At 68.5% G+C, this 17,303-nt stretch carries 13 protein-coding genes; 8 read left to right on the forward strand and 5 right to left on the reverse strand.

The window, feature by feature from the left end:
- Positions 1-117: 117 nt before the first annotated feature.
- The 4 genes from AC1DGD_RS00790 to AC1DGD_RS00805 all read left to right on the forward strand — a co-directional run bounded on the left by AC1DGD_RS00790 (position 118) and on the right by AC1DGD_RS00805 (position 4,166).
- Positions 118-1,404 carry a MinD/ParA family ATP-binding protein gene (locus AC1DGD_RS00790; RefSeq protein ID WP_476855598.1) on the forward strand — a complete coding sequence of 429 codons (1,287 nt, stop codon included), beginning with the start codon at positions 118-120 and terminating at the stop codon, positions 1,402-1,404.
- A 36-nt stretch (positions 1,405-1,440) separates the two neighbouring features.
- Positions 1,441-2,178 carry a GAF and ANTAR domain-containing protein gene (locus AC1DGD_RS00795; RefSeq protein WP_476855599.1) on the forward strand — a complete coding sequence of 246 codons (738 nt, stop codon included), beginning with the start codon at positions 1,441-1,443 and terminating at the stop codon, positions 2,176-2,178.
- Between the two features lie 38 nt (positions 2,179-2,216).
- Entirely contained in the window at positions 2,217-3,431 is a 1,215-nt protein-coding gene (locus AC1DGD_RS00800) for an MFS transporter (protein ID WP_476855600.1), read from the forward strand.
- Positions 3,432-3,659: 228 nt separating this feature from the next.
- Positions 3,660-4,166, forward strand: a complete 507-nt coding sequence (locus tag AC1DGD_RS00805) for a hypothetical protein (RefSeq protein ID WP_476855601.1) — start codon at positions 3,660-3,662, stop codon at positions 4,164-4,166.
- Positions 4,167-4,226: 60 nt separating this feature from the next.
- On the opposite strand, the gene AC1DGD_RS00810 is transcribed toward AC1DGD_RS00805, so the two are convergent.
- Entirely contained in the window at positions 4,227-5,285 is a 1,059-nt protein-coding gene (locus AC1DGD_RS00810; RefSeq protein WP_476855602.1) for a phosphatase PAP2 family protein, read from the reverse strand.
- A gap of 359 nt (positions 5,286-5,644) precedes the next feature.
- Here AC1DGD_RS00810 and AC1DGD_RS00815 point away from each other — a divergent pair, with 359 nt between their 5' ends.
- The 4 genes from AC1DGD_RS00815 to menD all read left to right on the forward strand — a co-directional run bounded on the left by AC1DGD_RS00815 (position 5,645) and on the right by menD (position 12,721).
- Entirely contained in the window at positions 5,645-6,682 is a 1,038-nt protein-coding gene (locus AC1DGD_RS00815) for an o-succinylbenzoate synthase (protein WP_476855603.1), read from the forward strand.
- Positions 6,683-6,840: 158 nt separating this feature from the next.
- The gene (locus AC1DGD_RS00820; RefSeq protein ID WP_476855604.1) at positions 6,841-8,937 is read left to right on the forward strand and encodes a PhoX family protein; all 2,097 of its coding nucleotides are present in this window, start codon (positions 6,841-6,843) and stop codon (positions 8,935-8,937) included.
- A gap of 236 nt (positions 8,938-9,173) precedes the next feature.
- Positions 9,174-10,991: an arginine--tRNA ligase gene (gene argS / locus AC1DGD_RS00825; protein WP_476855605.1), complete on the forward strand. Its 1,818-nt coding sequence runs from the start codon at positions 9,174-9,176 to the stop codon at positions 10,989-10,991.
- The gene (menD, locus tag AC1DGD_RS00830; RefSeq protein ID WP_476855606.1) at positions 10,988-12,721 is read left to right on the forward strand and encodes a 2-succinyl-5-enolpyruvyl-6-hydroxy-3-cyclohexene-1-carboxylic-acid synthase; all 1,734 of its coding nucleotides are present in this window, start codon (positions 10,988-10,990) and stop codon (positions 12,719-12,721) included. The genes argS and menD overlap by 4 nt, the downstream gene beginning before the upstream one ends.
- 81 nt (positions 12,722-12,802) lie before the next feature.
- Here the strand turns inward: menD and AC1DGD_RS00835 are convergent, their stop codons facing one another.
- The 4 genes from AC1DGD_RS00835 to AC1DGD_RS00850 form a co-directional block, all read right to left on the reverse strand.
- The gene (locus tag AC1DGD_RS00835; protein WP_028276658.1) at positions 12,803-13,579 is read right to left on the reverse strand and encodes an amino acid ABC transporter ATP-binding protein; all 777 of its coding nucleotides are present in this window, start codon (positions 13,577-13,579) and stop codon (positions 12,803-12,805) included.
- Positions 13,576-14,547 (reverse strand): amino acid ABC transporter permease, encoded by a 972-nt coding sequence (locus tag AC1DGD_RS00840; protein ID WP_476851222.1) that lies wholly within the window; start codon positions 14,545-14,547, stop codon positions 13,576-13,578. Before AC1DGD_RS00840 ends, AC1DGD_RS00835 begins: the two co-directional genes overlap by 4 nt.
- Positions 14,548-14,582: 35 nt before the next feature.
- Positions 14,583-15,536 (reverse strand): ABC transporter substrate-binding protein, encoded by a 954-nt coding sequence (locus AC1DGD_RS00845; protein WP_476851223.1) that lies wholly within the window; start codon positions 15,534-15,536, stop codon positions 14,583-14,585.
- 268 nt (positions 15,537-15,804) lie between these two features.
- Positions 15,805-17,199, reverse strand: coding sequence for an isochorismate synthase (locus AC1DGD_RS00850; RefSeq protein ID WP_476855607.1), 1,395 nt, complete (start codon positions 17,197-17,199; stop codon positions 15,805-15,807).
- Positions 17,200-17,303: the final 104 nt, after the last annotated feature.

Raw genomic sequence — 17,303 nt, forward strand, 5'->3', positions numbered from 1 at the left:
GGCCGGGAAATGGGCGGTAATGGTAAGTGTGCTCATTACTGCCCCTAGACTTGTTCCTTGAACGATGTCAATCGAGCACTGCAGCGGTCTGCGCTGTGATCCCTGGGGGGAACGAACATGCCAGAACCGGTCGAAAACAAGACCGCCAACGCCCTCGCTGAAGCTGAAACAGCTGCAGAGCAGGCCCAACTCCCGCGTCGGAGAGACCGCCGCCGCGGCGACGACTCCGACGCCTGGACAGGAACCATGCCCATCATTTCGAGCAACCAGGCCGAACAGCGCCCAACAGCCCCCAGCAGTTCCTGGGCGGAGGCCGCCGCTGCCGCTGACGCGCCGGCGCGCCCGCAGCCTGCCAAACCGTCCAAGGATCCCGTGCTGAAGCCGCCTGCCCCCGAGGCCGCACCTGCCGTGCCCGCCCAGCCCACCCGTTCCACCCGTTCGGCCAGCAAAGCCGCGGCCCTGGCCGATGCCCCGCTGCCCGACTTCATCAGCTCACCGGGTCTTTTTGTCCGCGAGCAGAAGCCCCGGCCCGTCGGCGGTTTCCGCGGTGCCCTCTACAACCTGACCGGCGGCGGCCTGAACCTTGGCCCGAGCGCCAGGCAGCGTGAGGAAGACGAACTGGCCCGGCGCATCTCCCGGCAGCTCCAGGGCAGCTACAACACGGCCGTCCTGAGCCTCAAGGGTGGCATCGGGAAGACCTCCACGACGGTCGGCGTCGGACTGACCCTGGCCGAGTTCCGCGGCGATCCTCCGTGCGCCATCGACGCCAACCCCGATTCCGGCGATCTCGTCGAGCGCGCCCTCGGCGAGGGGATCTACCAGCAGCAGAGCCCGCGCACCATCACGGACCTGCTCAGGAACATCGAGTCAGTCGATTCCCTCACCGCCCTGGCCCGCTACATGCACCACGCCGGCAGGCTCCACCTCATTGCCGGCGAGCAGGACCCCGAGGTCTCAGATTCGCTGACGGCCGAGGAATACCTCCGGATCCGCAAGCTCATCTCCGCCTACTACTCCGTGGCGCTGATCGACTGCGGCACGGGCGTGACCCACAATGCCATGAGCGGCATCCTGCAGTCGGCGGACAACCTGATCATCGCGGCCGGCTATGCCGTCAGCGGCGCCAAGCGGGCCCGCAGCACGCTTCACTGGCTGGCCAGCCACGGCTACGAAGACCTGGCCCGCAACGCCGTCGTGGTCATCACCGACAAGGACGAGGTGTCCACCCGGGTGGACAAGGACGCCATCGAAGAACACCTGTCCGGCATCTGCCGCCAGTTGATCGCGGTTCCGCACGACCGCGGAGTGGCCGACGGCGACCTCGTCACCCTTGATGTGCTTCGCCCCGAAACGCGGCGCGCGTACCGGGAGATCGCCGCGGCAATCGTCGACGGATACGTCTAAGCGCGACCCGTGCCGACCTCCGCGGTACATTTGAGCATGGCCAACAACTCACTCGGGGTCGACGCCGCCCGCCACCTCCAGGACCTGCTTTTGGGGACCGACAACGTCGAGGACTTCCTGGGCCGCCTTGCGGAGTTCTCGGCCGCCACGCTGAGCCGCACGACCGGCGCCGAGATTGAGTGCGGCGTGACCCTGCAGCGCCGCAAGCGCACCATGACGGTCGCGGGCAGCAGCCCGCGGGCGGTCACCCTGGACCGCATCGAACAGACCCTCGGCGACGGCCCCTGCATCGAGGCGCTGCGGACCAGGTCCGTGGTCCTGCTGGCGGATGTCGACGCCGATCCCCGCTGGCCCGACTACCAGCGGCAACTTGCCGCCAACGGGTGCCGCAGCACGCTGGGCGTTCCGCTGGAAATCGGCGACGACGCCGCCGCGGCCCTGAACTTCTTCGGGGCGGACACCGGGCTGTTCACGGACGACATCATTGCGGAGGCGGCCGGATTCGCCGACCTCGCCGGCCGCGCCCTCCGGCTGGCCGTGCGGCTCGGAACCTTCCAATCCCGGGCCGAAGATCTCCAGGCGGCCATGGAACACCGCACTTCCATCGATCTGGCCTGCGGCGTGATCATGGCCCAGAACCGCTGCTCCCAGGACCAGGCCATGGCCATCCTCACCAGGGTCTCCAGCAACCGGAACCAAAAGCTCCGGGAAGTCGCCGAGGACGTGCTCCGGCACCTCACCAGCGAGGAAGTCCGCACCCACTTCGACGCGTAGGGCAGGGACGGCCGCGGCGGGTGCCTAGGATGAAGGGGATGACCACCACACGCCTCGCGCCCTTCAGCCTCCGCAGCATCGCCGTTCCCGCGTTCGGGCCGGCCCTCATGTTCAGCCTGGGGGAGGGCGCGATCCTGCCCGTGGTCGCCCTGTCCGCCCGTGATCTTGGCGCCTCCGTGGCCGGGGCCGCGCTGATTGTGACGCTGATCGGCCTCGGATCGTGGTTCTTCAACCTGCCGGCGTCACTGATCACCCTGAAATTCGGGGAACGCTGGGCGATTGTGGGGGCCGCGGCCGCCAGCGCGTTCGCCCTCGCCGCGGCGGCGGTCGCTCCGCTGTTTTCCGGCGGCCTCTGGGTGCTGGCGGCGGCGATGGTGGTGGTCGGCATGGCCGCCAGCGTATTCAGCCTGGCCCGGCAAAAATACCTGACCGAGGCCGTGCCGGTCATGCTCCGGGCCCGGGCCCTGTCCACCCTCGGCGGCGTCAACCGGATCGGGATCTTCATCGGCCCGTTCGTTGGCGCCGCCGTGATGCAGTTTGCCGGCATCAGCGGGGCCTACTGGGCCGGCGTCGTGGCGATGGCCGCCGCGGCGGCCGTGTCGGTCACCATCCCCGACCTCGAGGCGAAGCCGCAACCGGCCGACGGCCTTCCCGTGCAACAGCCCACCTTGCGCAGCGTCGCGGTGTCCCACGCCGGCGTCTTCCTGAGCGTGGGGGCCGGGGTGCTGCTGCTGAGCGGGCTGCGCGCCTCGCGCCAGGTGGTCATCCCGCTGTGGGCCGATCACCTGGGCCTGGACCCCACCCAGGCCTCGCTGATCTACGGGATCTCTGGGGCGATCGACATGCTGGTGTTCTATCCGGCGGGAAAGCTGATGGACCGCAAGGGCCGGCAATGGGTGGCCGTGCCGTCCACACTGATCATGGGGACGGCCATGGTGCTGATTCCGCTCAGCACGGGCTTCGTCTCGCTCATGCTGGCGGCACTCCTGATCGGTTTCGGCAACGGGATCAGCTCAGGCCTGAACATGACGCTCGGGGCCGACTTCTCGCCGGACAACGGCCGCGGCCAGTTCCTCGGCATCTGGCGCTTCATGGCCGACGCCGGCGCGACGGGCGGGCCCGTACTGCTCTCCGCCGTCACCGCCGCCGTGTCCCTGGGAGCCGGCGTGGCCGCGACCGGTGTGATCGGCTTCGCCGCCGCGGCCGTGTTCGCCGTGACCATTCCGCGGCTCAAGCACCGCCGGAACTACTGACCGGCCGGGGCGCCGGCGCCCAAGCAGGCAGTGATTAACAGGTAGCGACTACTCGGGCGACGCCTGCGTGGGCTCAGTAAGGTCGGGGAACCGCGCCGGTGCATCGAGACCGGCCCTTTGTGGGGCGGCACGAGTGCCGCAGTCAGGGTCCGCCCGTGATTATTTGCAGCGCATGGTCTCCGCCCGGATGGGTGATGCGTTTCGACGCAAAAAAATGAGGAGATGCTCATGTTAGGAAAACAGTCCCGCTGGTTCGCGCCCCTGGCCGCAACAGCGGCTCTGCTATTTGCTGCTTCGCCCGCGGGTGCAACTGTCACACGTCCGCCCAACCCGCCGGATTTTGTTGTTCCGGCCGACCTAGCGTGCGGCTTTGATCTGGGCGTCTCCGGCACCGGCGGAAAGATTACACGGATTGACTTCAAAAACGGCAACTTCTTTCAGGTTGGCAAGGGAGTCATACTGACCTATACCAACTTGAGCAACGGGAAGACGTACAGGGTAAACACGGCCGGAACAGTGGCCAAATTCACCCAAAATCCGGACGGAAAAACTTGGACGTTCAGCGCCGCAGGCCACTTTGGGTTTATCTTCTTTCCGACAGATGCGCCCGGGGCCGGGGCCTTCCAGTACACCGGACAGTTGAAGCTCACCATTGACTCGCCGGCGACCGTGAACGTGCTCTCCGTGGACTCCAGCGGAGGCAAAGCCGTGGACATCTGCGCACGTCTCAAGTAGCTATCGCAGGAACTGCTTAGGCCCGGGCGCGCTGTTGTTCCCGGGCCTACGTGCGCCGCGCTACCGTTCCTGGTGCAGGGCCCTGTCCCGCCGTCGTGGGTCCGGCTGCCGGGCGGCCAGGCCGAACAGCCACACGCCGGCCACCGTTGCGAGGTAGCCGGCGATGACGATCAGGGACGTGCCGGCCCAAAAGTAGCTGGTGGTGCTGACCTCCTGGCCGCCCGGGCCGATGCTCAGCAAGGCGACGGCCGCCACCCCGGCCGCGGCGAGACCGGTGAGGACGGGAAGCGCCACCCATACCCTGGCCGAGGCCCAGTGTTCGTTGTAGCCGTTCCAGACGTTCCAGCCCGGGCCCCGGCGGATGATCAGCCAGCCGGCCGGGATCATGAAAGCCCCGACCACCAGGAAGGCCGCCATCACATCGGCGGGCCGGTGCCACTGGTTGATCAGCGTGGACACGCCCGTGGCGACGGCGAAGCTGCCGCCCAGATAGCCGGCCAGCGGCCGCCAGCGCGGCGAAACCATGAGGAACACGGCGGCGGCGGCCGAGGCCGCCATGGTGGTGTGGCCCGAGGGCAGCGAATTCAGCTCCAGCGTCTCAACCCCGCGGTACGGCCGGACCGGAAGCCAGTCCTTCAGGATCTGGGTGGCAAGGTTGGCGCCCACACACGCCGCAATCGCAATCACCGCCGCAGACCAGCGGCGCCGCAGGATGGTGACGAACACGACCACAACCGACGCGATCACCACGGAGAGCGCCGGCAGCCAGTCCAACAGCTTGGTGGCGGCCTTGCCCGCGGTCCCGCTGAGCGCCACGGCTTCCACGAGGGCCGATTCGTCAATGAACTGGCCCGTGGTGGTACGGACAAAGAAGACATAGGTGACGGCCAGCGCAGCGATGCAGGCAACCGTGGCCAGCACGAACAAGGCTGCCGTGGCCTTGCCGGGAGACCACCGCGCCTGCGGATCCGGTGTTGTGCGGTCCCGCGTGCTGCGCTCTGGCGTCTCGGGCGCACTCGCCGGGAGGACTTGTGTTTTCGCAACCTGTGTTTCCTGGGCCTCTGTTTCATAGACCGGGGCAGACGGGTCCCAAGGGGTGCGTTCCTGCCGAAAAGTCATGCCATTAAGAGTCCCATAGAACCCTGCGCGCCAGCTGAAGGGCCGGCGCGCGGCGCGGAGGGTAGCGCCCGTCAATAAACGAGTACTCACTACTGGTGCGCCGCCGGACCGGGATTTGTAGAGTCGGGTGTGTGCCGGCGCGGCTTGTCCCCGGCACGGCGCTCCTTGAGCGGGGCCGGCGGAGACGAGTTTCCTGGACCAGGGACTCACCCCCAGTCGACGCCGGCCCAATCAAGGTCCATATCCGGCTCCCGGTGCCGCGTTCCCGCGCCCTGCGTCCCCGACCGGTGTCCGGGAAAGCTCCGCTGTACATTTCTCCCAGTGCATTCCCCGCAGTGCATTCCCAGTACAGTGGCTCCATGCCTGCCCTCCCCATGGACCCCCCGGCACGTCCCGCCGCGCCCCTGCCCGGCCTTGATGAACTCCTGGCCGGTGCCCACGTTGTGAGCCTGCCGATGCGCGTGAAGTTCCGGGGCATCCTGCAGCGCGAGGCCCTGCTGCTCCGGGGGCCGCTGGGCTGGGGCGAATTCTGTCCCTTTCCCGAATACGGCGACCCCGAGGCCTCCCGCTGGCTTACGGCCGCCCTCGAGGCCGGCTGGGAAGGGTTCCCGGAGCCCCTGCGGGACAGCATCCCGGTCAACGCCACGGTTCCTGCCGTGCCGGCGCACCGGGTGCCCGATATCCTGGCCCGCTTCGGCCGGGTGGACGCGGTCAAAGTCAAGGTCGCGGAGCGCGGCCAGAGCCTGGACGACGACGCCGCCCGGGTGGCGGCCGTCCGGGCGGCGCTGCCGGACGCCGTGATCCGGGTGGACGCGAACGGCGGCTGGGACGTGCCGGAGGCCGTTGCGGCACTGACCCGGCTCGCCGCCGTCGGGCTCGAATATGCCGAACAGCCCGTGCCGGAGATCGAGGGCCTCGCCGAGGTCAGGCGGCAGCTCCGGGCCGCCGGCGTCCCCGTGCTGATCGCCGCGGATGAGAGCGTGCGCAAGGAGGACGACCCCCTCAAAGTGGCGCGGGCCGGCGCCGCGGACCTGATCGTGGTCAAGGTGGCCCCGCTCGGGGGAGTGCGGCGCGCCCTGCGGATCGTGGCGCAGGCCGGGCTGCCCGCCGTCGTGAGTTCGGCGCTGGACACCTCGGTGGGGATCCGGGCCGGACTGGCCCTGGCCGCCGCCCTGCCCGAGCTGCCGTACGCCTGCGGCCTGGGCACGGTGTCCCTGCTCGCCGCCGATGTCACTCACGATCCGCTGGTACCCGACGACGGCGCGATCGCCCTGCGCGACGTCCGCCCGGCACCGGAGCTGCTGGCCGAACACGCCGCCTCGCCGGAACGCCGGGACTGGTGGCTGGACCGGCTGCGGCGGGTGCATGCCGTACTGGCCGCATCGACTGCTCCGTAACGGCCCTTCAGGACCTCGAAAACGGCGATTACGGAGCAACCGATGGGTTCGGCGGCCCGGCGAAGCATTCACCGGGACTTCATCTGACAGACGCCTCTCGGTAGCCAGCGGCTGGAAGGGTGGGCGCGACCGCAACTCACCCCATGGAAGGTCTCTCCATGTCTGTCACCTCCGGACGCAAATTTTCCCTGCTCCCCATGCTCGGCCACACCAAAGGCAAGCGAAGCCCCGTCACCTGCGCGCTGAAGTGCGACAACGCCTGCTCGGGCGAGGTCTGCAACACCAGCACCAACAGCTACTTCCGGGACATCGCCTCCGCCACGATGTCCCGCCGCGCCGCCCTGGGCTTCGGCGCCGCCGGCGCGCTCGCCGTCGTCCTCGGCAACGCCGTGACGTCCGCTGATAAGGCAGTGGCCGACGGCGGTCCGGGCCTCGCCGCTGCCGCCAAGGACGGGTTTGGAAAATCCAAGCTGCAGTTCACCGCCATCGCTCCGGTGGACGCCGCCGTGGATCAGTTCACCGTCCCGGCCGGGTTCACCTGGCAACCGGTCATCCGCTGGGGCGACCCGCTCTTCAACGACTCGCCGGCCTTCGACCTGGACCACCAGAGCGCGGCGGCGCAGGCCCGCCAGTTCGGCTACAACAACGACTACACCGACATCCTGCCGATCGATGGCTCCAAGGACCGCCGGGCCGTGCTCTTCACCAACCATGAATACACCAACGAGTCCATCATGCTGCCGGCCGGATTCGACGCCGCCGAGGCCCGCGCGATCGGCCGTGCGGCCCACGGCCTCACGGTGGTCGAGTTGGAGCGTGCGAACAAGAACAAGCCCTGGAGCTACGTCCGGGGCGCCGGGCTGAACCGCCGTTTCCTGACCGACACCACCTACGAGCTCGACGGCCCCGCCGCCGGGTCCCCGCTGCTGAAGACCGCCGCCGACCCCTCCGGCCGGGCCATCCAGGGCACCCTGGGCAACTGCTCCGGCGGCACCACCCCGTGGGGCACGATCCTCTCCGGAGAGGAAAACTTCAACGGCTACTTCGCCGCGCCCGGAACCTCCGACGCCGACAAGCGCTACGGCCTGACCAGCAAGCCCACTGCCCGCCAGTGGGAACTCGATGACCCGCGCTTCGACACCCGCAACCCCGGATATCAGAACGAGGCCAACCGCTTCGGCTGGATCGTGGAAGTGGATCCCTTCGATCCCTCCTCCACGCCCCGCAAGCACTCCGCGATGGGCCGCTTCAAGCACGAGGGCGCCAACGTGATCGTCGCCAAGTCCGGTCACGTGGTGGCCTATATGGGCGACGACGAGCGCTTCGACTACCTGTACAAGTTCGTTTCGGCCGGCACCTACCGGCCCGGAAAGACGGCGGAGGACCGCAGGAACAACCTCACGCTGCTCTCGGAAGGCGACCTGTACGTCGCGAAGTTCACCGGCAATTCCCCTGCCGACGGGTTCGACGGCGCGGGCAAGCTTCCGGCCGACGGCGCCTTCGACGGCGCCGGTGTTTGGCTGCCCCTCGTGGTGGGCGGACAGTCCAAGGTGGCCGGGATGTCCGTGGAAGAGGTACTGGTGTACACCCGCCTCGCCGCCGACAAGGTGGGCCCCACCAAGATGGACCGCTGCGAGGACGTCCAGCCCAGCCCGCACACCGGCAAGGTCTACGTGGTCTGCACCAACAACGCGGACCGCGGCAAGCCCGGCAAGGAAGGTGCCACCGAGGTCAACCCCCGTACCCTCAACCGCGACGGCCACATCGTCGAAATCACCGAGACCGGGGACCAGAGCTCCACAACGTTTGGCTGGAACTTGCTGATGGTCTGCGGCGATCCGGCCAAGAACTCCGCCACCTACTTCGCCGGGTTCCCTGCCAGCCAAGTCTCACCGATCTCCTGCCCGGACAACGTGGCCTTCGATTCCGTGGGCAACCTCTGGATCTCCACCGACGGCGCGCCCTCCAGCATCGGCTACGCCGACGGGCTCTTCAAAGTGACCCTGGACGGTGCCGAACGCGGCAGGGTGGAGCAGTTCCTCGCCGTCCCGCGCGACGCCGAGACCTGCGGCCCGGTCATCCACGACGAGGAGCGCACCGTCTTCGTTGCCGTTCAGCACCCGGGCGAGGAAGGCACCTTCGCCGAACAACACTCGTACTTCCCGGACTACGTCGCGGCCGGCGCCACACCGAAGCCCGGCCAGGTGCGCGCCCCGCGTCCATCCGTGGTCCAGGTGTTCCGCGCCGGCGGCTAGCTTCCTGCCGCCACGCTCCCTCACGTTTGGCAGGTTTCCTTCCCGCGCTCCCTCACGTTTGGCAGGTTTCCTTCCCACGCTCCCTCACTTCCCTTATTTTGGCGGCGGGACGTGAGGGAGCGTCGGGTTTTTGCCGGCGGGACGTGAGGGAGCGTCGGGTTTTTGGCGGCGGGACGTGAGGGAGCGTCGGGTTTTTGCCGAACTGATAATTTGGGACTGTGAATAATCCGGCCGAATTGGTTGTCCCCAGAGTCCAGGCTGCAATTGCCACCGCGTTTGGCGAAGAGTTCCGGCAGACGGATCCGGTGGTCAGGCCCTCCCAGTTCGCCGACATCCAGATCAACGCCGCCATGGCCCTGGCCAAAAAAGCCGGCCTGCCGCCGCGGGACGCCGCCGCCAGGATCGTGGACGCCCTGAACCTGGACGGCATCTGCACCAGTGTGGAAATCTCCGGACCCGGCTTCATCAACCTGAGCTTTGACGGCACCTGGATCGAGGAGCTGCTCAATGCGGAGTCGGTCCAGGCCGCGTCCCCGGCCACGGCCGTCACGCCCGCCGCGACACCGCAGCGCGTCGTCGTCGACTATTCCTCCCCGAATGTCGCCAAGGAAATGCACGTCGGCCACCTGCGCACCACCGTGGTGGGGGACAGCCTCGTCAAGGTGCTCGAAGCCCTCGGCGACACCGTGATCCGGCAGAACCATATCGGTGACTGGGGCACCCCGTTCGGGATGCTGATCGAACACTGGCTGGAGATCGGCGAGGACTCCCCGGAGGCGGCGCTGCTGGTGGAGGACCCCAGCGCGTTCTACCAGGCCGCCCGGGCCAAGTTCGATGCCTCCGCCACCGACGAGGACGGCTTCGCCACCCGGGCCCGGCTCCGCGTCGTTGCCCTGCAGGGCGGCGACCAGGAGACCTTCGCCGTCTGGCAGCGGCTGGTCGCCCAGTCCAAGCGCTACTTCAACGCCATCTACTCCACCCTCGGCATCAGCCTTACCGATGACCACATCGCCGGCGAAAGCTCCTACGACGCGCATCTGGCACAGCTGTGCCAGGAACTCGAGGAACGCGGCCTGGCCCGGATCAGCGACGGCGCCCTGTGCACCTTCCCCGCAGGATTTACCGGCCGCGACGGGCAGCCGCTGCCGCTGATTATCCGCAAGTCCGACGGCGGCTACGGCTACGGCACCACGGACCTCGCCACCATCCGCTACCGGGTCCGCGACCTGGCGGCCAACCGGATCCTCTACGTCGTGGGCGCCCCGCAGAACGTCCACCTGCGCATGGTCATGGCCAGTGCCCGGGACGCCGGCTGGCTTCCGGAGACGGTCGAGGCCGTGCACGTGCAGATCGGCAACGTGCTTGGCGAGGACGGAAAGATCCTCAAATCCCGTTCCGGTGCCCCGGTGAAGCTCATGGCCCTGCTCGAAGAGGCCGTGGACCGTGCCCGCGCCGTCATCGACGCGAGCCGGCCCGAGCTCAGCGAGGCGGAGCGCGCCGTGACCGCCCGCCAGGTGGGCATCGGTGCCGTCAAGTACGCCGACCTCTCCACCGGCCACGACACCGAGTATGTCTTCGACTTCGACCGCATGCTCGCCCTCAGCGGCAACACCGGACCCTACGTGCAGTACGCTGCGGCGCGGATCCGCTCCATCCTGCGCAAAGCCGGGGTACTGGAAGAAATCACCGGCGACGGCGGCTCGCCGTCAGCCGGCGCCGCGGGAACTCCGGCGGCCGGCACTCCGGCAGCCGAAGCATCCGGCGGCCCCGCCACGGCGATCGCCGTCGTCGAACCCGCAGAACGCGCGCTGGCCCTGCACCTGCTGGAGTTCGACGCAACGCTGAACAAGGTGCGGGACGCGCTGGAGCCGCACCGGCTCTGCGGCTACCTCTTTGAGCTCGCACAGCTCTTCACCACGTTCTACGACCAGTGCCCTGTGCTCAAGGCCGAGGAATCCGTCCGGGACTCGCGGCTGGCCCTGTGCGCGCTGGCTCTGCGCCGCCTCTCCGGCGGCCTGGAACTGCTGGGCATCGAAACGCCGGAGAACATGTGAGTCCGGCGGATTCCGCTGCCGGCTCATCCGCTCCTGGCGGCCTGACCGCGGTGGAGGCTGCGCGCATCGCCGTCGGCACGTTGCTCGCCGCCGGTGTGCGCCAGGTGGTGGTGTCCCCGGGATCGCGCTCGGCGCCCATGGCCTACGCCCTGGCCGAGGCCGAAGCCGCCGGACGGGTGGAGCTGCTGGTCCGGATCGACGAAAGGTCCGCCGGCTTCACCGCCCTGGGCCTGGCCCTGTCCGCCGGTGCGCCCGCCGCCGTCCTGACCACGTCCGGGACCGCCGTCGGCAATCTCCTCCCGGCCGTCATGGAGGCCAACCACGCCGCGGTGCCGCTCGTGGTCATCTCCGCCGACCGGCCCGAGGAGCTGCGGGGGACCGGCGCCAACCAGACCACCGTGCAGCTGGACCTCTTTGGCGACCACGTCCGCTTCGCTGTCGACGTGCCCGCGGGCAGCGATCCGCAGCGCGCCGTCGAAACGGCCCTCAGTGCCGCCACCGGAGCTTTCGAGGACGCCCCGCCCGGGCCGGTGCAGCTGAACCTCGCCTTCCGCGACCCGCTGGTCCCGGCCGTGGGCGACGGACTGCCCGCGGCCGCCGGTCACGGCATCTACCGGGCCGCCCGGAACCCCCTGGCCCTGGACTTTCCGGCCGCGTCGACGGCGCTGCCGGAACGGCGCACCGTGGTGCTGGCCGGGCACGACGCCGGCCCGGTCGCGGAGGCTTTCGCCCGCGCGCACGGCCTGCCGCTGCTGGCCGAGCCGTCTTCCAACGCCCGCTTCGGCCCCAACGCGGTGGGGCCCTACCGGCTGCTGATCGAGCACTTCGGCGCGGACGCGGCACAGCCGATCGAACGCGTGGTCCTCTTCGGCCGGCCGACGCTCTCCCGGCCGGTGAGCGCGCTGCTGGAGCGGGCGGATGTCCCGTCGGCCCTGTACCAGCCGGTTCCGGTGGCCTGGTACGAACCCGGCCGCCGCACCGAACTGCCGCTGGAAACCCTGGCGGACCTGGCGGACTTCGCCGGCCGCGGATCTGCCGCCTGGCTCGATGCCTGGCTGCTGGCAGGAGCCGCCGCGCAGCATGCCGTGGACCTGATCCTGGCCGCATCCCCGGCCGCGACCGGTCCGTCGGTGGGCGCCGAAGTCTGGAAACATGCCCGCGGGCAGCTGGTCCTGGGCTCCTCGAACGGGATCCGCGACGTCGACCTCGCCGGGGCGCCGCCCGCGGAACCCCAGGCCACAATGTTCGCCAACCGGGGCCTGGCCGGGATCGACGGCACCACGTCCACCGCGACCGGGATCGCGCTTGGCGGCGGCCAGGAAACCACCGTGCTCATGGGGGACGTGACGTTCCTGCACGACGCCGGGGGACTCCTGCTCGGCGCCGGCGAGGCCGAACCGCAGCTGCGGATCGTGGTGCTCAATGACGCCGGCGGTGCCATCTTCGGGCTCCTGGAACACGGCACCGTCGCCGCGGCGGGGCGCTACGGCGACGCCGTCGAACGCCTCTTCGCCACCCCGCAGCGGGTGGACCTCGCCGCGCTGGCCGCGGCATACGGTGTCCCGCACCGCCTGGTCGGCACGACGGCGGAACTCGCCGAGGCGCTGTCCGGCCCGCCGGAGGGCCGCAGCATCATCGAGGTGCGCACGGACCGGCACCGGCTCGGGGAACTGCACCGCGCCATCCGGGCCGCGGTGGCCACGGCCGTGGAGGGACTCCCGCAGACGTAGCGCACGTTTCCGCTACGAAAAAGGACAGCCGCTACGTGGATCCACGTAGCGGCTGCCCTAAATCGGTGCGGAAATCCGGAACTACAGCACGCGGCTGAGGAACTCCTTGGTGCGGGGGTGCTGGGGATTGGCCAGGACCTCCCGCGGGTCGCCCGACTCCACGACGATGCCGCCGTCCATGAAGGTCAGGCGGTCGCCGACCTCCCGGGCAAAGCCGATCTCGTGGGTCACCACGATCATGGTCATACCCGACTTGGCGAGGTCCTTCATCACGTTCAGGACATCGCCCACGAGCTCCGGGTCGAGCGCGGACGTGGGCTCATCGAACAGCATGAGCTCGGGGTCCATGGCCAGGGCCCGGGCAATCGCGACGCGCTGCTGCTGGCCGCCGGAGAGCTGGGACGGGTAGTGTCCGGCGCGGTCGCCGAGCCCCACCCGGTCCAGCAGCTCCAGGGCGCGTTTGCGGGCGACGGCCTTTGACTGCCCCTTGACCTGGACCGGGGCCTCCATGATGTTCTGCAGCGCCGTTTTGTGCGGGAACAGGTTGAAGCGCTGGAAGACCATGCCGATCTCGCGGCGCTGGGCGGCGATTTCCTTGGTCTTCAGGTCATGGAGCCTGCCCTTGACCTCGCGGTAGCCGATCAGGTCGCCGCCCACCGAAATGCGCCCGGCACTGATGGTCTCCAGCAGGTTCACGCAGCGCAGCATGGTGGACTTGCCCGAACCGGACGGGCCGATCACCACCGACACCTCGCCCTGGTTGACGGTCAGGTCGATGCCGCGCAGCACGTGGTGTGTGCCGTAGTACTTGTGAAGGCCCTCGATCTTGACCAGGGGCTGCTCTGTGGTGATCGTCATTTCGCCTCCTCCTCGGGGAAGTCCATCTTGAGGTCCGGCTCGGCCCCGGCGCTGGGGGCCACGGCTGCGGACGCCTTGGCGGCGGCGGGGTTGATCGCTGCCGGAACCCGGTTGTCCACGCCCTTGCCGTAGTGCGCCTCAATGAAGTGCTGGCCCACCATCAGGATGCTGGTGATGACGAGGTACCAGAAGGCGGCGACAATCAGGAGCGGAATGGGAAGGTAAATCCGGTTGGCCAGGGCGTTCGTCGCGAAGGTCAGGTCCAGTGTGAACGGCACCGCCAGGACCAGCGACGTGGTCTTCAGCATGCCGATTGTCTCGTTGCCGGTGGGCGGCACGATGACGCGCATGGCCTGCGGCAGGATGATCCGCCGCATGATCTTGCCCTTCGTCATGCCCAGGGCCTCGGCAGCCTCACTTTGGCCCTGGTCCACGGACTTCAGGCCGGCCCGGAAAATCTCTGCGAGATACGCGGACTCATTCAGGCCCAGGCCCAGGATGGCCGGGATCAGGCCGTGGGTGGGGTCCGAGGTCACCCAGGTGAAGGTTGCAGGACCAAACGGGATGCCGAGGACGATCGTCGGATAGAGAACTGTGGCGAGCCCCCAGAACAGCAGCTGGGTGTAGATCGGGGTGCCGCGGAAGAACCAGACCCAGGTCCAGCTGGACCAGCGGAACACCGGGTTGTCGGACTGCCGCATGAACGCCAGGAGGATGGCCAGGACGATGGCCAGGACCATGGACGCAAATGTCAGGAACAGGGTCCAGACGACGCCCTGGACCACCTTGGTGTCCAGGATGTAGGTGCCGACGACGTCCCAGCGGAAGTTGGGGTTCGTGAACAGGCTCTGCAGGAAGGCAAGCAGGAAGCCGACGATGATGATGGCGCTGATCCAGCGGCCGGGGTGCCGTACCGGTACTGCATTGTTCAGTACCGGTGCGGCGTGAGGGTCCTGATGGCTGTCCATCTCTGCCCCTGCTGCGGATCCGGTTGTGGGGAGGCTCAAGACGCGACCGCCGGGTTGACCTCGGACTTGGTGATGGCACCGTCGGTGACGCCCCAGCCCTCAAGGATCTTCTTGTAGGAACCGTCTTCCATCAGTTTGGTCATGGTCTTCTGGACGACGTCCGCCAGGGCCGTGTCCGACTTGGCGACGGCGATGCCCTGGGGAGCAGAATCGTAGACTTCGCCGAGCTTCTCGAGCTGGCCGTTGGTCTGGGTCAGTGCGTAGCCGATGATGGGGGAGTCGGCGGCCATGGCATCGATGCTGCCGTTGACCAGTCGGGTGGTGATGTCCGTCTGGGTCTTGAGGGTCACGATGTTAATGGGCTGCTTGCCCTCGGCGGTGCACTTCTTGTTGCGGTCCGAGAGGTCCGGATCTTCCTGGATGGTGCCGGTCTGCACGCCGATGGACTTGCCGCAGAGGTCATCGAGGGAGATCTTCTTGGGGTTGCCCTTCTGAACGGCCCAGCCGGTACCTGCCTGGTAGTAGCTGACCATGTTCACCGCGGCAAGCCGCTCCGGGTTGATCGTGAAGGAAGAGACCCCGAGGTCGTACTTCGGGCCGAGAGCCGGAAGGATGCCGGTGAATTCGGCCGTCTGGACCTGGACCTTCAGGCCCAGCGCCGCGCCGATCGCCTTGGCGATGTCGACGTCGTAGCCCACGGGGGTCTGGCCGTCGGTGCCGAGGAATTCCGCGGGGGCGTAGGAGGTATCCGAGCCCACGGTCAGGGTGCCCTTTGACTTGATCGACTCGGGCAACATGGCCGCCAGGGCATCGTCCTTCTGGACCGTGCTGGGGTCAAAGCTGGCCGCGGCACTGCCCGAAGCGGAAGCCGCGCCGGAGGGGCCGGTCTCGGAGGCGTTCGTGCAGGCCGTCAAGGCCAATGCGCCGACGGCGAGCACCGTGGCGACCTTCATTGCGGGGTTGCTCAGGAGCGAAGGGGAGATCTGCATTTTCTTACCTTTTGTTGCCGGAGGGATGCGTAACGAGGCCGATTTATAGTGTATCGCCGAACAAGAGATGTACGTCACAGAAAACTAAGTTTCACTATTGGATAACTAAACCAGACCCGAATGCAATATCTTTAATGCCCGATCTGTCTGTGATCCCGGATTCCTGTCCGTTTCGCCAGTTCCTGCGGTGCAAGTCCGACGGCCGATTCGCCGGCCCGGCCGGCGTCACGGGCCCCACCCGCATCTTGGGCCTCGCGAGCCCCGCACACTAGCTGCTGATGCCGAGCGACTCCAGCATCGGCCGGAACTTCGCCCACGTCTCGGCGAGCTCAGTCTCGGGAACCGAGCCGTCCACCACGCCGCAGCCCGCATAGAGCCGGACCGTGTGCGGGGATTCGATGACGGCGCCACGCAGGGCGATGCCCCACTCGCCGTTGCCGGCCGCGTCGAGCCAGCCGACCGGCCCGGCGTACGGGCCGCGGTCCAGGTGCTCGAGCTTGCGGATGAGCGCCCCGGCCACGGTGGTGGGGGTACCGCAGACGGCGGCGGTCGGATGCAGCGCGTTGATCAAGGCCAGGCACGTGGGGACGTGGCCTTCCACCTCAGCCAGCTCAGCCTTGACGTCCGAGGCCAGATGCCACACATTGGGCAGTTCGAGGATGAAGGGCTCGCTGTGCGCGTTCATGGCCTCGGAAAACGGAGCCAGCTGCGTGGTCAGGGACTGGATTGCGATGTCGTGTTCGTGCCGCTGCTTCTCGGAGCCGGCCAGCACCCGTTCGGCGAATTCCAGCGGCGAGCCCGCCATGCCATCGGCGTCGCGGCGGTCCAGGGTGCCGGCCAGGACGCGCGCCTGCGCGGTGCGGCCCTCCACCTGGATCAGCATTTCCGGAGTGGCCCCCACCAGCCCGTCCACCCCGTACGTCCAGCATTCGCGGTACCGGGCGGACAGTTCGCGCAGCACCTCGGCGGCCTTGACGCCGGTGGGGACGGTGGCTACGACGTCCCGCGCCAGCACCAGCTTTTCCAGGGCGCCGGTCCGGATCTCCGCGACGCCGGCGGCAACGGCGGCCATCCAGTCTTGCTCGCTGAGCGAGCCGGTGTGCAACGTTGCCCCTGCGGCCAATGGCAAAGGACGGACGACGGTGCCACCGGCCTGCGGGGGTGCCGGCACCGGGTCGTCCACCACGGTCACGCTGGTCCCGGGATTGGCGCTGGTGCCGGGATTGGCGCTGGTGCTGTGAAGCCAGCGGTCCAGGGCGGCGCGGGCACCGGCTTCGGTGAGGTCGCCGTCGTCGAACGTGAGCTGGGTCAGCCAGGCCTGGCCGTCACGGAGCCCGACAACGATTTCCGGGACCAGCAGCCGGGACTCATGGGCGGAGGCCTTGGAGAAGGCGAAGGAGCCGAAGGCGACCGGGCCGGTGCCGGGGCAGCCCACACTGCCCTGGATGTCTGCCTCCAGGACCTGGTGGCGCCACCAGATGTCCGCTTCCAGGAACCGCTCGGGTCCGGTGGCGGTGAAACGGGCTATCTCGCCGAAGCCCACGAGACCGGCCTCGCGGCGGGTCCAGCAGAGGACATCGTCCCGGACCAGAAACGACGGCAGGCCCCCGGGGAAAGTTTCGGCATCGAGGGGGACTGTCAAGGTGCGGAACGTGCTCGTCATGATGGCATAACACTAGCCCGTGATCGCCCATTGGGTGGATATACACGGGCCGGCCGGGCCTCCACGGGGCCGCCGCGGCCGTTGCCGCAGGTGAAAGCCGCGTC

Source organism: Arthrobacter sp. 05T45 (assembly GCF_056395875.1).

Excerpts from the sequence above, each read along its gene's own strand:
- AC1DGD_RS00850 (WP_476855607.1), bottom strand. The coding sequence starts at position 17,199 with ATGACGAGCACGTTCCGCACCTTGACAGTCCCCCTCGATGCCGAAACT.
- AC1DGD_RS00835 (WP_028276658.1), bottom strand. The coding sequence starts at position 13,579 with ATGACGATCACCACAGAGCAGCCCCTGGTCAAGATCGAGGGCCTTCAC.
- AC1DGD_RS00815 (WP_476855603.1), top strand. The coding sequence starts at position 5,645 with ATGCCTGCCCTCCCCATGGACCCCCCGGCACGTCCCGCCGCGCCCCTG.
- AC1DGD_RS00790 (WP_476855598.1), top strand. The coding sequence starts at position 118 with ATGCCAGAACCGGTCGAAAACAAGACCGCCAACGCCCTCGCTGAAGCT.
- AC1DGD_RS00805 (WP_476855601.1), top strand. The coding sequence starts at position 3,660 with ATGTTAGGAAAACAGTCCCGCTGGTTCGCGCCCCTGGCCGCAACAGCG.
- AC1DGD_RS00800 (WP_476855600.1), top strand. The coding sequence starts at position 2,217 with ATGACCACCACACGCCTCGCGCCCTTCAGCCTCCGCAGCATCGCCGTT.
- AC1DGD_RS00845 (WP_476851223.1), bottom strand. The coding sequence starts at position 15,536 with ATGCAGATCTCCCCTTCGCTCCTGAGCAACCCCGCAATGAAGGTCGCC.
- AC1DGD_RS00840 (WP_476851222.1), bottom strand. The coding sequence starts at position 14,547 with ATGGACAGCCATCAGGACCCTCACGCCGCACCGGTACTGAACAATGCA.
- AC1DGD_RS00795 (WP_476855599.1), top strand. The coding sequence starts at position 1,441 with ATGGCCAACAACTCACTCGGGGTCGACGCCGCCCGCCACCTCCAGGAC.
- AC1DGD_RS00810 (WP_476855602.1), bottom strand. The coding sequence starts at position 5,285 with ATGACTTTTCGGCAGGAACGCACCCCTTGGGACCCGTCTGCCCCGGTC.
- AC1DGD_RS00820 (WP_476855604.1), top strand. The coding sequence starts at position 6,841 with ATGTCTGTCACCTCCGGACGCAAATTTTCCCTGCTCCCCATGCTCGGC.